The sequence below is a fragment of the Algoriphagus jejuensis genome, from assembly GCF_039523455.1.
In the GTDB taxonomy this organism is placed as follows: domain Bacteria; phylum Bacteroidota; class Bacteroidia; order Cytophagales; family Cyclobacteriaceae; genus Algoriphagus; species Algoriphagus jejuensis.
Window position 1 is genome coordinate 85,863 of sequence record NZ_BAAAFI010000007.1, and the last position, 14,915, is coordinate 100,777.

12 protein-coding genes are annotated in these 14,915 nt (G+C 47.2%); 7 read left to right on the forward strand and 5 right to left on the reverse strand.

Annotated features, from left to right (window positions below):
* Positions 1-32: 32 nt before the first annotated feature.
* Together ABD031_RS08245 and ABD031_RS08250 are read right to left on the reverse strand one after the other, a co-directional pair.
* Positions 33-3,932 (reverse strand): AAA domain-containing protein, encoded by a 3,900-nt coding sequence (locus ABD031_RS08245; RefSeq protein WP_343850229.1) that lies wholly within the window; start codon positions 3,930-3,932, stop codon positions 33-35.
* The gene (locus ABD031_RS08250) at positions 3,933-4,745 is read right to left on the reverse strand and encodes an SDR family oxidoreductase (RefSeq protein WP_343850231.1); all 813 of its coding nucleotides are present in this window, start codon (positions 4,743-4,745) and stop codon (positions 3,933-3,935) included.
* 133 nt (positions 4,746-4,878) lie between these two features.
* Between ABD031_RS08250 and rlmD the strand changes: the two genes are divergently transcribed.
* Both rlmD and ABD031_RS08260 read left to right on the forward strand, forming a co-directional pair.
* Positions 4,879-6,285 carry a 23S rRNA (uracil(1939)-C(5))-methyltransferase RlmD gene (gene rlmD, locus ABD031_RS08255; protein ID WP_343850233.1) on the forward strand — a complete coding sequence of 469 codons (1,407 nt, stop codon included), beginning with the start codon at positions 4,879-4,881 and terminating at the stop codon, positions 6,283-6,285.
* A complete protein-coding gene (locus ABD031_RS08260) occupies positions 6,282-6,659 on the forward strand; it encodes a hypothetical protein (protein ID WP_343850235.1) in 378 nt (125 codons plus the stop codon). The genes rlmD and ABD031_RS08260 overlap by 4 nt, the downstream gene beginning before the upstream one ends.
* A 77-nt stretch (positions 6,660-6,736) precedes the next feature.
* On the opposite strand, the gene ABD031_RS08265 is transcribed toward ABD031_RS08260, so the two are convergent.
* Complete coding sequence (locus ABD031_RS08265; protein WP_343850237.1) at positions 6,737-7,489, reverse strand: DUF3575 domain-containing protein; 753 nt, start codon at positions 7,487-7,489, stop codon at positions 6,737-6,739.
* 175 nt (positions 7,490-7,664) lie between these two features.
* Here ABD031_RS08265 and ABD031_RS08270 point away from each other — a divergent pair, with 175 nt between their 5' ends.
* Both ABD031_RS08270 and ABD031_RS08275 read left to right on the forward strand, forming a co-directional pair.
* Positions 7,665-9,143 carry an ATP-binding cassette domain-containing protein gene (locus tag ABD031_RS08270; RefSeq protein ID WP_343850239.1) on the forward strand — a complete coding sequence of 493 codons (1,479 nt, stop codon included), beginning with the start codon at positions 7,665-7,667 and terminating at the stop codon, positions 9,141-9,143.
* A 76-nt stretch (positions 9,144-9,219) separates the two neighbouring features.
* Positions 9,220-10,488, forward strand: a complete 1,269-nt coding sequence (locus tag ABD031_RS08275; RefSeq protein ID WP_343850241.1) for an aminotransferase class V-fold PLP-dependent enzyme — start codon at positions 9,220-9,222, stop codon at positions 10,486-10,488.
* Here the strand turns inward: ABD031_RS08275 and ABD031_RS08280 are convergent.
* Positions 10,485-10,862 carry an iron chaperone gene (locus ABD031_RS08280; RefSeq protein ID WP_343850243.1) on the reverse strand — a complete coding sequence of 126 codons (378 nt, stop codon included), beginning with the start codon at positions 10,860-10,862 and terminating at the stop codon, positions 10,485-10,487. The two genes, ABD031_RS08275 and ABD031_RS08280, sit on opposite strands and share 4 nt — an antisense overlap.
* A 283-nt stretch (positions 10,863-11,145) precedes the next feature.
* Between ABD031_RS08280 and ABD031_RS08285 the strand changes: the two genes are divergently transcribed.
* From ABD031_RS08285 to ABD031_RS08295, 3 genes are all read left to right on the forward strand, one after another.
* A complete protein-coding gene (locus ABD031_RS08285; protein WP_343850244.1) occupies positions 11,146-11,766 on the forward strand; it encodes a DUF4136 domain-containing protein in 621 nt (206 codons plus the stop codon).
* Between the two features lie 14 nt (positions 11,767-11,780).
* Entirely contained in the window at positions 11,781-12,377 is a 597-nt protein-coding gene (locus tag ABD031_RS08290; RefSeq protein ID WP_343850246.1) for an outer membrane beta-barrel protein, read from the forward strand.
* Positions 12,378-12,454: 77 nt separating this feature from the next.
* The gene (locus ABD031_RS08295) at positions 12,455-13,033 is read left to right on the forward strand and encodes a DUF4136 domain-containing protein (RefSeq protein WP_343850248.1); all 579 of its coding nucleotides are present in this window, start codon (positions 12,455-12,457) and stop codon (positions 13,031-13,033) included.
* A 284-nt stretch (positions 13,034-13,317) separates the two neighbouring features.
* On the opposite strand, the gene ABD031_RS08300 is transcribed toward ABD031_RS08295, so the two are convergent.
* Entirely contained in the window at positions 13,318-14,874 is a 1,557-nt protein-coding gene (locus ABD031_RS08300; RefSeq protein WP_343850250.1) for a M81 family metallopeptidase, read from the reverse strand.
* Positions 14,875-14,915: the final 41 nt, after the last annotated feature.

A 14,915-nucleotide genomic window follows, 5' to 3' on the forward strand; every position in this document is an offset into this window, starting at 1 on the left:
ATGTACGTAATATTCATTTTACGAATGACTTCTCATTCATTAATGAAACAACTTCTACTCCATATCGACCTCCATTTCCAGCCCTTTTCCTCAAGCAAGATCGGGTGATAGGCCATCGCTCCCTTGGCTGTCGAAGCATTGAAAAAACGCTGGTCATCTGTCAAAACAGCAACCTGAGCCCCCCTTCTTGTCTCGACCAAGTCCATAACCGAGGAAGGTATATCTTTGGACAAACCATCCCTTATTTCCAAAAGTCTATTTTTCAAACTCCATCCGATTTCAAACCCAGAACTCTCCACTTCAGGCACGGGAATATCAACCCCCAAACTTTGACTCCGCACAAATGCCAAAAACTCCCGAAGCAAAGCCAAGCCGCGATTCTCTATTTGCCGGGGACGGAAATCCTCCGGATCGACACTGCTGATGACATACATCTTCTTCCTCGCTCGGGTGATCGCGACATTTAGTCGGTTTTCGGCTCCCGATTTACCCAATAAGCCAAAGTTGGTCACCAGCCTACCCTCTCGATTGGGTGCATAGCCAAGTGACAAAACCACCTGATCAAACTCGTCCCCCTGCACATTTTCAATATTTCTGACATTGACTTTATCCTCTTGGATGCCCGCATTCCAGAGCCTATCACGGATGAGTTCCATTTGAAAGTAATTCCCCGTCACAATACCAATGGAGTCCTCCGGAAATTGGGTTCGGATTACTTTCACCTGTTCAACGACTGCATCCGCATCGGTCTTATTCATCTGACTTTCCCAAATACCCTCAGTTTTAATCCAAGAAAAAGGACTCCTTCCCAACCGTACAGTCCGATAATCCGGCAATGTTTCCAACTGATTGCCATAAAAGTGGGAATTTGAAAAATGGATCAGGGCGGGGTCGGCAGACCGATAATGGCCTTTGAGTTGGCATTTTTCGAAGAAATATCCCGTCAACTCTAACAAAGACTCTGACTCGTACTCCAAGCCTTCCTCGTCACTTTCCCAGCGAATCCGATAAAAATCCGAAGGACGAAGCTGCATCGAATCTCCAGCCACAACCACCTGTTTGCCCCGAAGCATCGCCGGCAACCCACGCTCCACCTGACACTGCGAAGCCTCGTCAAAGATGACCAGATCAAACATCTCCCCGATCGGAAACAGCGCCGAAACCGTCTCCGGACTTGCCAGCCAACAGGGCAAAAGACGAAAAACCTCCGCACCCATTTCTTCCATCAGTCTTCGGATTGGCCAACGCAGACGCTTTTTGCTTACTTGGTGGTGAAGCTCGCGGTAGGTCACGCGATTGCCCAGTCGATTAAACTCCAGATGACTGCCCACCTGCTCACGGAGCCGGAGCAAGGCCATATGTTTTGAAATCTTCCTTTTCTCCAGAATCGCAGTCTTCAACTCCTCCATTTCCTGGGCTAGCCTCACAGTTCCCGCCTCCGCAACGACCGGATTTCTTCGCTCTATCTCCCCTATCCAGGCCAGATACCAGCCATTTCGAAACGCAGCAAGCTTGGCTTCCAGTGTCAATCCCGAAAACTCCACTTCCATCTCCTCTGCCAACTCCCGATTTGCAAATCCCCAATCTTTGAGAAAACGGTCAAAACCAATCAAATCGACCAAGGTACTGTTCAGCCTCGATTCTTGGTCGAGAGAGAGCTCCGACAGACCTTCACTCAGAATCCCAAGGAGTTGCTTCGGATCGAGCCAAAGTCTCAATCGTGGCAATGCTTGTTCAAAATCCCGAAACCAATTTCCAACCTCAGAAAGTCGATCCCCAAATCCCTCCGGACCGAAGTCTTGCCAATCAGTCAAACCGTGAATTTGTGAGCAACCTTCCCAATCCTTAACACCATCCAAGATACGGGAGACTGTTTCCAACTGCGAATCAAGAGCATCCAGAACGAAGTCCGGGGGAAGGAATCCTCCTGTACTCGAAAGCGATTGATACCCAGTCTTCAACCCAAGCAAGGTTTTGCCCTGCCTTTCCAGCAGGCCAAGCGAATCCAGCCCGAATCTCAACCCATTTTCTTCCAAGGACCTAAAGACCAGTGGATATTTACCTTTATTCCACTTCGCTGCAAAAGCTCCAAGAAATGAACCTGCCTTTGGAATCAAGACTGCCAGCTCCGCCATTAGTGCCTCAAGCAGCTTAACATCCTCGAAAAGCCTCAATTGCAACCCCGAAGCTTTTTCAACAGCCGTCACAAGCCACTTTTGAGTCTTGCGCAAGCTTTTGATTTCTTTGGCTTGGAAAAATAAACGGAACGCTTCCTCCCGATCCGGAAGCCCCGCGAAGGATCTTTGGAACGAAAAAATCCGATCCGAAATCGGCCCCGATTCGAGAACGTCCTCTACCAACTCCTCCCAGGTCTCCTTATCGAATCCAATTGGAATGGACTCTCGAAACTCTTCTACAGCCTTCAGAGCCTCATGTATTCTCCCAAAATCAGCAGGCTCGACCCGGTCGAAAGGCACACGGCGCTCCCAAAAACTATCGCCGATTTTTTGCTGATAAGAATCGAAAATCCTGAAATTCGACTCGAATTCCAGCGCTTGCCAATAATCCAGTTTCACCAAGCGGGATCTCGAGTTCAATGCAGCCATATCCAGCTCCGCCTTCAGATACATCGCCTTGATGGGAATTCCCGCCAGCGAATCATCAAACAGCCCTTTTCTCAGCTCTTCGAATTTTTCGGAAAAAAGACTGATCTTCCCGGAAAGCCTAGAAATCTCCCGCTCCAGCTGCATGGAATCAATTCCGCGGTTTTGCTCCTGATAGGACTCGATGGCCTCGATCTGCTTTCGGAGTTTCTCAAACAATGGCCGCTGATCACCACGAAAGTCATGCACCAGAGCCAAAAAATCCCCAAATCCCACCTGTTGCATCCGTTCAAACACCACATCCAATGCTGCTCGTTTTTGAGAAACAACCAGCACCTTTCTGCCTCGGGCGATGTAATCCGAAACCAAATTGGCAATCAACTGGGATTTGCCTGTGCCGGGAGGCCCCTCGACCACCAAACTGTTCCCCTGGCGAACTTTAACCAGCACATTTTCCTGCGAGGCATCCAACGGGAAAACCGGGAACAGCTGTTCTTCCCTCGGAATCGGCATTTTCTCCGCTGGGGCAAAAAACTTCAGAAACAATTCCTCCAAGGACAACTCTCCATACGCGGTCATCAGCTCTTCGTAATCCCGAAACAGAAAGCTGCTCTTTTGGGAAAACTGTCCGAGTACCGCATAGGTCTTCAGCGCCAGCTTTCCGTCCACAAATCGGCCTTGATCCAGAGCGATCTGGGAAGAAGGGAAAGCGGTGATTTGATCCTCAAAAAGCGCTGAGCTTAACTGAATTGGAAAATTTTCTGAAAGAATCCTGTTGAGATGAACCCTGAACTCAGTAGAATCCTCCGGGCAATTCTGTAAAGATTCTCCCAACCGCTCCTGATCAATCCCTTTGCCACAGGCATGCCGATAAGCGAGCAGCAGCGCGGGATTCCATTCCCAGGAATTTTCAGGAATGAGGCTCCATTTGTCGTTTTTTGACTCCAGGGACACGGGCATCAGCAGGATTGGCGCCCTGACGATCTGCCCGTTTATCAGCCTTCCCTCCACAAAGGGCCAAGCCAAATACAAGCTCTCCTCGCCTGTCTCCTCCCGGGTCAGCTGATCGCGAAACGCAATCTTGGAAAGTCTTTTAGACAACTGATTTGTTTCTCCGATCCTAGGATCCACCTCGGGGATGAGTTGGATCTTTTTTTTGCCTTGGATCAGTTTCCTCAGGATTTCAAAAGCAGGCTCCCCATTCAAAAAATCAAAATCGCGGACATCGATCAATCCTGATCCATCCAACTTCGGTAAATAAATCGACCTGTTTTTGGAAGACAGGTCAGTAAGTCGGTTGAGATAGGTTTGGAAGATCGATTCGCCCATTTAATGAAATGGTGAATCCTTCTCTTTGGCCATTTCACGAAACACCATCCCGTCCATGATTCCGGGAATCCATTTGTTTAGAAAAACCACCACTTTTCCCTGCGCAGTCAGGACTAGATCCCTTTTTCTCCGTTGGGTTGCTTTCAATATTTCTTCGGCCACCTGGCCAGGAGTCATCATCTTTGCCTCATCACGCGGAGATTCGCCCTGAGTTTCTCCGTGAGCAGTCAGCGCGTTGTTGCGAATATTGGAAGCGGTAAAACCAGGTGCGGCGACCATCACATGAACGCCTTCGTGCATCACTTCAGTACGAAGCGCCTCAAAAAAACCGTTCATCGCATACTTGCTGGCTGTATAGGCGGTGCGGGCGGGAGTACCACGGAAGCCATTGATGGAAGATATTCCGATGACCGAACCTTTCGCCTCGATAATGGCAGGCAGACAATATTTTGTCGCGTAGATTGTTCCCCAAAAGTTGGTGTCCATTACTTTTTTGAAAACCTCCAAATCCAACTCCTGAAAAAGTGCGCGCATCGAGATTCCGGCGTTGTTGATTAGAATATCGATCCTACCAAAGGCCTTCAGCGCCTCATCCGCCATACGTCGATTGTCTGCTTCGCAAGATGCATCCGCCAAAATCGCCAAAAACTCAATTTCGTTGTCCTCTAACACCCGCGAAGTACGAGCGAGTTTTTCTTTGCTACGCCCCGTAACGACAATCTTGGCGCCCTCTTTTCCAAAAATAACGGCACAAGCCTCGCCTATACCAGAGGTGGCGCCCGTAATGATTACTACTTTACCTTTGAGTTTCATGGGTCTACTTTCATGGGCTAAGATAGGAAATTGAATTTTTATTGACCGAAAATATAGGCGCGCAATCCCGGCAGAATCTAACGATTTCAAAACCGGAAATGAGGTCTTCTCTTTTTTCCCTAATTTTGCGGCCATGTCGCGAAAAATGAAAAATAAGGTTGTGACAAACCTCAAGATTGAGCGGATCGCATCCGAAGGAAAATGTGTTGGGCATCATGACGGAAAAGTGGTCTTTGTCGCAAATGTAGCTCCTGGTGACGTGGTGGATGTACGGATTACCAAAGGAAAGAGTTCCTTCATGGAAGGTGAGCCCATCTATTTCCATGAATATTCCAAAGACCGAATCGAGCCATTTTGCTCGCATTTCGGCACTTGCGGCGGCTGCAAATGGCAGCATATTCACTATGATCTTCAAAAAGATTATAAGCGACAGCAGGTGGTAGATCAGTTTGAGCGAATCGCCAAAGTGCCGATCCCAGAAGTATGGCCCACCCTCGGCTCCGCCAAGACCCAATACTACCGCAACAAGCTGGATTTTACTTTTTCCAACAAAAAGTGGCTGACCTTGGAGCAAATCCGCTCAGAGGAAGATTTTGACCGAAGTGCCTTGGGTTTTCATATCCCAAAGATGTTTGACAAGATCATCGACATCGACCATTGCTATCTCCAAGGCGGAATCTCAAATGACGTTCGAAATGAGTTGCGGATTTTTGCTTTGCAAAACAACCTGAGTTTCTATGACATTAAAGGCCAATCAGGCCTGCTCCGAAATCTAATCATACGCTCCACGAGCACCGACCAGACGATGGTCATTGTTCAGTTTGGAGAAAATAACCCAGAGTCTATTCAATTGGTCATGGAGTTTTTGAAGCAAAAATTCCCCGAAATAACTTCCCTGATCTACGTGATCAATACCAAAGGAAACGAGACTTACAATGACTTGGAGCTAGTGACCTATTCCGGTCTTCCTTATATCGAGGAGGAAATGGAAGGGCTCCGGTTCCGTATCGGCCCCAAGTCTTTCTATCAGACCAATTCGGCACAAGCCTATGAACTGTACAAGGTCGCTCGGGATTTCGCCGATCTGCAGGGTGATGAAGTCGTCTACGATCTCTACACCGGCACGGGGACGATTGCCAATTTTGTGGCAAAAAAAGCCAAACAGGTCATCGGTGTCGAGTATGTCGAAGCGGCTATCGAGGATGCCAAGCTCAACTCCCAACTTAACGGCATCGAGAACACGCTCTTCTATGCCGGAGACATGAAGGATATCTTAAACGATGAATTCATCTCCAGTCACGCGGCACCGGATCTCATCATCACCGATCCGCCACGCGCCGGTATGGATGAAAAAGTAGTACAGATGCTTCTGAGACTGGAAGCTCCGAAAATAGTTTACGTCTCGTGCAATCCGGCAACTCAAGCCAGAGATTTGGCATTGCTGGGAGAGAAGTATCAGGTGGAAAAGATTCAGCCTGTGGACATGTTTCCGCAGACCTTTCACGTTGAAAATGTCGTACTCTTAACGCTAAAAAAATGATTTCAGACTTCAACGATCCTGAGCTCAGTGGCAAATATCTGGGCACGATCACCAGTGATTTCGTCAAAATATCCGACCTGCTCAAGGAAGCATCGTATCAGATCCGTACTCGGGGATTTTCCGATTTCCCCATTTTTCCGATCTCCAAAGAGACACAACCCATCGGGAAGATTTTTCTGGGACGGGTGGAAAAAGACTTGGACTGGAATTACTTTATCACCTACGTCGATGAATTTGTCCAACGAACGCTGATTGCTGAAGAGGCGCTAGATGAATTCAAAAAATCCTACAAAGATCCTGATGAATTCTGTTGCTTGTTTGTCATGGATGGGTCATTCACCAGTTTTGTGTATATCCCTTACCCCAACGATTGATATGCATAAAGCCTTTATCTGAGTCCAGATAAAGGCTTTATGCATTTTAAACTAGCGTCTCGGATCCTCGCTCGTGCTCAGTTCTTTTTGAATTTTTTCCCAAAACGATAACCGATTAAAAATTGGTACCGATATCCGATCCCCACGACATTCAAGCGGCCAGAGGAATCAAGCTCTTTATCCTCAAGCAAATCATCCAATCCCGGAAACTTGTCGATCAAGGCATCTAAGATTTCATTTTGTACATCCTCTGAATCAAACTCAAAGTCTCCCTCCAATCTCATCTTTGCATTGTACCGAGTGATAGAGGGGCCAACTACAACCAGATCCAGTGTCCATCGGTCATTGAACACAAACTGGTATCCCAGCTGTGCGCCTAAGCTGTAGAGATTAAACTTTGCATTGTACCTTGCCTCCCGAGTGTCTCCCTCACCTGTATAGATGATATCCCGAGACGTATTGAAGTTGAGTGCAGAAAAATACGGACCAATATAGACTCCTCTGGGAGCCGCAAATTTGTTCTCCTTTTTGAGATAAAAGCGGTACTCAGCACCCAGCTTAAATCCCCCACTATCGTCTGATCTTTTCCCTTCGATGTTCTCTCCCAAGTTGAAAACTTTTGGAAATTCCTGAATGCCGACAGTAATGCCTAATGATTGATTTTGCTTAGTCAATCGTTCCCAAGACAGGTTATAGGCGTTGCGATAAAGCAGGCTATGGGTCAAATCCAGCTTGAAGGTGTTCATTCGGGAGCCAACTTCCACGCTATCCTGCGCAAAAGCGGCTGGGATATAAAAGGTGGCGAGCAGTGCAAATAGGATAGTTTTCATAGGCCAGGCATAAAAATAAGTTGGTTAGTCAGATCCCGAATTTCGCTTTTTATCTGCAATTCCACGAATTCCATTTCGTTCTGATTGAATGATTTAAGTCATATTTTGGCTTTCCTGGAAAATTAGGCGTATCGATTCCTCTGAGTTTTCTATTTTTCGCAAAACAAAGTCTCCGGTGACCAACGATCATTTAATTAAAATCCAATCCGCCAAGATTCTCCACGGCGGAACCCAATTCTTTGAAAATCTTATTTTTTGTTGGGAAAAAGGCCAACATTGGGCAATTGTAGGGAATTCCGGCAAGGAACTTACCGCATTTTTGGAAACACTCAGAGGGCACACGGTCGTGAGATCCGGTGAAATCCTACGCCCTTTTGCCCAGGAATATTCACTGCAAAAGAAGTCCGACGGGCAAGTTCACAGCTACCGCGATCTGATTGCTTACGTCTCTCAGCGATATGAATTGAAAAATCGCTCAAATCAGCAGAATTTCTATTTTCAGCAGCGGTTCAATTCCTCGGAAGCAGAAAAAACCGAAACCGTCTCTGAGTATCTCTCAAAAGCTCAAACCAGCCATGACGGATCGTGGACGGTCGAAAAAGTCAGTCAGATTTTGACCCTAGATCATCTGCTGGATCGCTCCTTGTTGAAGTTGTCCAATGGAGAGACGCGCCGATTGGTGTTGGCGCTTGGACTGATGCGACAGCCGTTGATCTACCTTATGGATCAGCCGCTCACCGGCTTGGATGCCAAGACCAGGGAGGAGTTTGGGGAAATCCTCCAGGAGATGATCCACGCCGGCATTCATGTCGTGATAACGACCTCTCCTGATGAAATACCGGAAGGGATTACGCATATCGCCCATTTAAACGCTTCAGGAATCACCCAAACCTGGACTCGAGAATACTTCCCACATCGGCAAATGGCTCCGCTGAAGCTAGACTGGGACTGGGAGCTGTTGGAAAAATTGATCCCCTGCTCAACTCCTTCGGGAGAGATGCCGATTGCTTTGGAGGATGTCTGCATCAGCTACGGGGAAAAGCAAATCCTCAAAAATCTTTCCTGGAAGATCAGATCAGGAGAACGCTGGCTGCTGAAAGGCCCAAATGGCTCGGGAAAGTCCACCTTGATCAGCCTTTTGATTGGCGAAAATCCGCAGGCTTATTCCCAGAAGATCTTCCTTTTTGGGAGAAAAAGAGGAACAGGCGAAAGTATCTGGGATGTAAAAAGACCGATTGGATTTGTTGCGCCAGAGTTACCCCGCTTTTTCCCAGCAAACCAAACCTGTCACAAAGTGATCCTCTCGGGATATTTTGATACCATGGGACTGTTTAAAAAAGTCAGTCCTGACCAAGAGTCTGTTGCGGGCCAGTGGTTAAAACTGTTTGAGCTGGAAGCAGTAAAAAATATTCCGATCCAGCGGCTCACGCTCGCTCAGCAGCGTTGGACGCTTTTAGCTCGTGCATTGATCAAGCAACCCAAAGTCTTGATCTTGGACGAAGCAGCTCAGGGGCTGGATGACTTGCAGCGAAACCTTTTCAGGGAAACTGTCCAAAAAATCTGCGAATCGAGCTCCATCACGCTGATCTATGTCAGTCATTACGCCGAAGATATTCCGAATGCAGTAACTCAATTGAAAGAGCTCGAACAATAATTTTATCGCCGTCCACATCAATTACTTTTTACTTTCCGGGAAAGTTTTCCTAACTACTTAAAACGAACATTTCAAGATGACAAGTAGACGGAATTTTATCCAAAAACTCTCCGCGGGGGTTGCACTTCCAGGTTTGGTGGGGTTTACTTCTACGGAAAAATGGCTGAATCTGAAGATCGATCATCGACTATCCGGAGAAGAGTTCTGGGATCAGGTGCGACGGCAGTTTCCGCTGACCAAAGAACGGGTGTACATGAACAACGGCACATTTGGCCCCGCTCCCTACCCTGTTCAAAATGCGTTGGAATCCTCTCTCACGGAAATCAATACCTCCGGAGAATATGGAAGCACCGATCCTGAAAGGAAAATATTGGCAGCTTTCCTTGGAATCAAAACCGAAGAACTCAGCCTGACCCACAATACTACCGAAGGCATCAACATTATGGCTTGGGGACTTACTTTAAAAAAAGGAGACGAAGTCATCCTCACCAATCACGAGCATGTCGGCAACGCCATGCCGTGGCTTAATCGGGCTAAACTTGACGGTGTCGTTCTGAAAGTTTTTTCACCCGCAACGACTCAGGAAGAAAATCTCCAGCTCATCAAGTCGCTGGTCACCCCTAAGACCAAAGTCATTGCAGTTCCCCACGTCACCTGCACGACGGGACTCGTTTTTCCGATCAAGGAAATTTCCGAGTTTGCCCGAAGCAAAGACATTGTAACCGCTATCGATGGAGCACACGGCGCTGGGATTTTTGACTTAGACTTGAAGCAGCTCGGGTGCGATCTATATGCAGGGTGTTGCCACAAGTGGCTGCTGGGGCCAAGTGGAACGGCTTTTCTGTATGTTAGGGAAGAAATGTTGGAAAGGATGCAACCCATCCATATTGGAGCGGGTGGCGACACTGGCTGGGATTTATTCAGCAGTCCACCTACCCTGTCTGGCTATACGACTACTGCCCATCGCTTTGACTACGGCACGCAAAGTACTTCCCTCATGAAAGGGGTTTCGGCCGCTACAGCCTTTCACGTCGAAATCGGAAAAGAAAAAATCGAAGCCCGAGTGCGAGAACTGAATCAATACTTACTCGATGGACTCCTCAGCTTGCGGGACAAAATCGAGATACTTACACCTTTGCAGGCTGAATCCAGAATATCGATGCTGACCTTTCGCCCAAAAAACACGAGCTACCAAGCGACCGGGTTGGAATTGGGAAAACGCGGATTTAGGATACGTCAGGTGCCTGAAGGGAGAGTCGACGGTATACGGGTTTCCACTCATATTTATAATTCGAAGCTTGAGATTGACCAATTTCTCAAGGTGCTTCCAGAAACGCTTGGTTAGGTTTTCTTCTTTTTCCCAGGCTTCGCCTGCACTTCCAAAAAACGGAATTTGGCTATCTCAGCGATTAAGCCAAGGGGCAGAGGTTTATCGTGCGGGAATTGAATCGCACCTTTGCTGGTCTGATAGGATTCCAGTTCTTTTTTGAATTCACTCACCCCGCTGTTGGTCGGGTAAAACCCGATGTGCTTTTTTGCGACAGCGTAGTAGACCAACACTTCGGTCGTTTTGAGTGCTGGCATGCTATAGCTGACCACTTCAGTCGCTTCGGGAATTTCCCTTTGCAACAATTCTCTGATCAGCTCCAGTCGTTGGCGAACTTCTCCGGTAAACCAAGAAAAGTATTGGTCGACGGATTCAGGTTTTGGATTCATCATGGCAGGTACGAATTCATCTTTTTGGATTTTGTTTTTAAAATTTAACCGACCTATTTTTGCCGGAAGTGTAGCCGATCAAGCTTCCGATTCGTTGTTTGGGTAAGCCTTTCAAATTACACGTTCAACAGCTTTTCATATCTTTTTCAAACACCGAAAAATTAATTATTTCCAACCAAAAAACTTCCTTGGAGTGATTTAAATCATGAAAAGAGCTGGAGACTCTTGGTTACTTTATGTTCAATTTTCCAACTTATTCTATTTGAAAAAACTAAACTACAAAACGATGAAAAGAAAATTTTCGAAGTTATTGCTCGTTCTCGCAGGCGGGCTTGGACTATGGGGCTGCTACCCAGATGGTCCAGATTATTATGAGGACACCGATATTACGCTGACTCAGTTTGACGCTGAATTTGATTTTGCCTCCAGACAGACTTACGCGATACCGGACAAGATCGTGGTTGACGTTGAAATCAAAGACGGAGACACCACTTTTGTTTACATGAGAGATATTTATGCTACTCCAATCCTCCAGTCGATTGAGTCCAATATGTCGAACTACGGCTGGACTAAAGTTGCGATCAGCGCAACCCCGGATGTATTGATCACTCCTGCTGCGATGAAAAACACCACATTCTTCTACAGCTATTGGTACGATTGGTGGTATGGCGGTTGGTATGGCGGATGGGGCTGGTATTATCCTCCTTACTACACCATCTCCAGTATTACTACCGGTTCTATGATCATCACGATGGCGGATCCTAACATCGACAACCCGATCGACAGAGCCGGAGCAGCTTGGCTGATGGTGGGCAATGGACTAGCTTCTGGGGCCAATAACGTCACCAGAATGACTGACGCAATTGACCAGGCTTTTGAGCAATCACCTTATTTGAAAACCAATTAATCAAAGACAAAGCGATGAAAAAATTTCTAATCCTATCAGCATTTTTGGTCTTGATCTTGGCGTCAAATGCTAATTCCCAAAGCATGACCACCGTATCTTATTCCATGGGACTGGCTACCGGTGATCTTGGAGAATATGCTTCAACCTTTAGTGGAAGAGGTTTTACATTGGATTATCGTAAAATGGTACAGCCTAATATCGGCGTGGGATTCTACGGCGGTTGGAATGTATTCTATGACGAACGACCATTCGACTCCTACACGGTCGACAATCGAACCGTATCAGGCAAGCAATATAGATACGTTAACAGTGCTCCAATGATGATTGCGGCTGATTATTACCTGAAACCAGGTGAGGATTTCAATCCTTATGTCGGACTGGGCGTGGGCACGATCTATACAGAACGAGCGACTGACATGGGTATCTACAGATTCACGGAGGATGCTTGGAGCTTTGCTTTCACCCCACAAGTCGGTTTTTTGTATTCATTAAACCGCTATGCGGGCATATCTGTATCTGCAAAGTATAATATGGGTCTTGCAGCTGGTGATTTTGACAAAGGCCAGTCTTACCTATCCTTCAACATCGGTTACGTATTCATGGGCAATTGATTCTTGTCTGATAGCTAATTTGTAAAGGATGGTCGATTGCCATCCTTTACTTTTTTCTACCCCATTTCTTATTAAAAATGAAACTTCTGAAATATACCGCGCTTTTAGTATCCGTTAGTCTCCTGCTATTCTCCTGTGGCACAATCATGCAGACCTACTCCTACAAAGCCAAAGGCGTCGATTTGGACACCTATAAAACCTATGCCTGGGTGAATCTAGAGCACTTTGTGGATGAAAATAAAGAGGGAGAGAAACGCTACGCACGCTATATCTTAGAGCTGGCCAATGCGGAGCTAGTGAAAAAAGGATTTGTGCTGGACGTGGAAAACCCCGACGCCGTATTTCAATTTGATACCAAAATCGAAAATAAAATACAGTACAGCCAGTCTCCTACGGTAAGTGTAGGAGTGGGTTTCGGGGGGCCAGGCTACTATGTTGGAGGTGCGATGCCGGTATCTGGTGGGCAGATCACCCAATCCAGCTATGAGGAAGGGGTTTTAAGTGTTGAGATGTTTGAACCTAAGACCGGAAAACTGGTCTGGAGAGGTTGGGCTCAGGAGGAAATTTCCTTCGAAACCGACATAGAGGCTGATCTGAAAATGGCGGTAAGGAATATTTTCATGAAGCTGCCTGTGAAGCACAAGGAGAAAAAGTAGGATGACGGGAGACAGAACACTGAAATGGCTGTCAAGCAGTGTTGGGCCTATTTCATGGCAGTTCCTCCTGGTTGTAAAAACATTAACAAACCAAAATCGCCGGAGATCGATCTCCGGCGATTTTGGTTTTTATTTTTTAGAATGCATATTTCTATGCCCGTAACAACTCAAAATTAATAGCTGATCCGCTAAACAGTGTCGAGAACGTTGCATCGGTATTCGGTCTTCCTGCCCAACTAACAAAGAGAATTTTACTATTGTCAGAAAAACGTAACGATATATTCCTACTTTTTCGATCCCGAAAGCGGCACAAACTTCGCCGTCAAATCCGGATCGGCCATGTCCTTGTCCAAAGGATACATCGGGCGACGAATTCTCTTGTAGCCCAACCGTTCTAAATCCTGATCTACACCACCCGGGGTCTGCGCCATGATCCAGTCTCCACGCATGTCGTACAATTCGGGCACGAGGTAGCCAATTTTTACCACCACAACATCCGCTTCCCTTGGTTTCAGTCCCAAGTCCGTAAAATCCTTTTCATTGTGATAGGGTTTGCGCTTCTTGGTCACAATCACATGCACGGAACCGACTTTGACTACGACTTCTACGTCCGCGGCGCCGTCACCTTCTTTGACGGCCTCCACAGTTCCTTTTAACATGACGGGCGGTGCAAAGCGATTGTCGATTGCAGCCCCGGCGATTCCTTCTACTGTTCCTCCGACACCTGCGGCAATTGCTTTCTCCACCAACTCAGGCCCTGGAATAGAGGCATAGATCAGTGTTGGCCCATTTGCAGACTTAAACTCAGGTCTTTTGAGAATCTCCGTCAATGTCCAGGTCACATCCCCAGCGCCTCCTGCGGTTGGGTTGTCTCCCATATCACTGATCATAAATGGCTTCTTGTCACTTGCCAGCGCCATATTTAAGCTTTCATCTAACGTCGCCACAGGTGCTACGAATTCGAACTCATTCCGAACGTCCCAAAAACTCTTGGCCAGGTATTCTGCGGATTCCTTTACGGCTGTCTGATCGTCACCGGTAACCATGACGACCGCGTGATTTCGCGGTTCATCAGCCCAGGCATAGCCGATCCAAATTGCCGCATCCACAACTCCTTCATTTTTTGTCACAGGGTCGACCTTTGCATACAATCCTTTTCCAGGCTCAATACGTGTACTGGTCTTTTCACCGGGGAGTAAGATCGGAACCGGTATCCAGGCTTTGTAGGCAGGCTTTCCCTTTCCACTTTCCAGCCGATCCAGCAGATTTTCTACCGCTCTTTGCTTAGATTCCAAAGCATCTTCGTGCGGAGCCATTCGGTAGCAGGTGATCAGATCACTGTTTTCTGCCAGTCTCCAAGACACATTCCCGTGCAGGTCCATTGAGGTAGATATGAGCGTCTCGTAGCCAACTACCTCGCGCACGCGGATGATAAAATCGCCTTCGGGATCATCCAAACCCACCACACTCATGGCTCCGTGAATGTCAAAGAAAAGTCCATCGTATGGCAAATTTGCTTTCAGCATGTCCAGAGTTTTGCCAACCAATTCCTCATATGCTTCTCGGGTCACTATTCCTCCCGGAATAGCATGACCTCGCAGGGCAGGAAACCATTCTGCGCGACCTCTGTCCACCGAAGCGGAATCCAGAAATGGGTAATAGCTAAAAATGTCTGCCCCTTCCCTGGTTCGGAAAGCTGCCACATCGCTGGTGGCCGGCGAGAAGGTGCTGGACTCGATCGCCAATCCGGCAATCGCGATTCGGGGAAGCGATTTTGATTCTTCTTTGGTTGCGCAGGAAATCGTCCATAGCGCGAGAAATGCAAGAAATAGGTTTTTCATTTAGACTATCGTTTAAAAGGTGGTGGTGGCTAAGCAATTAG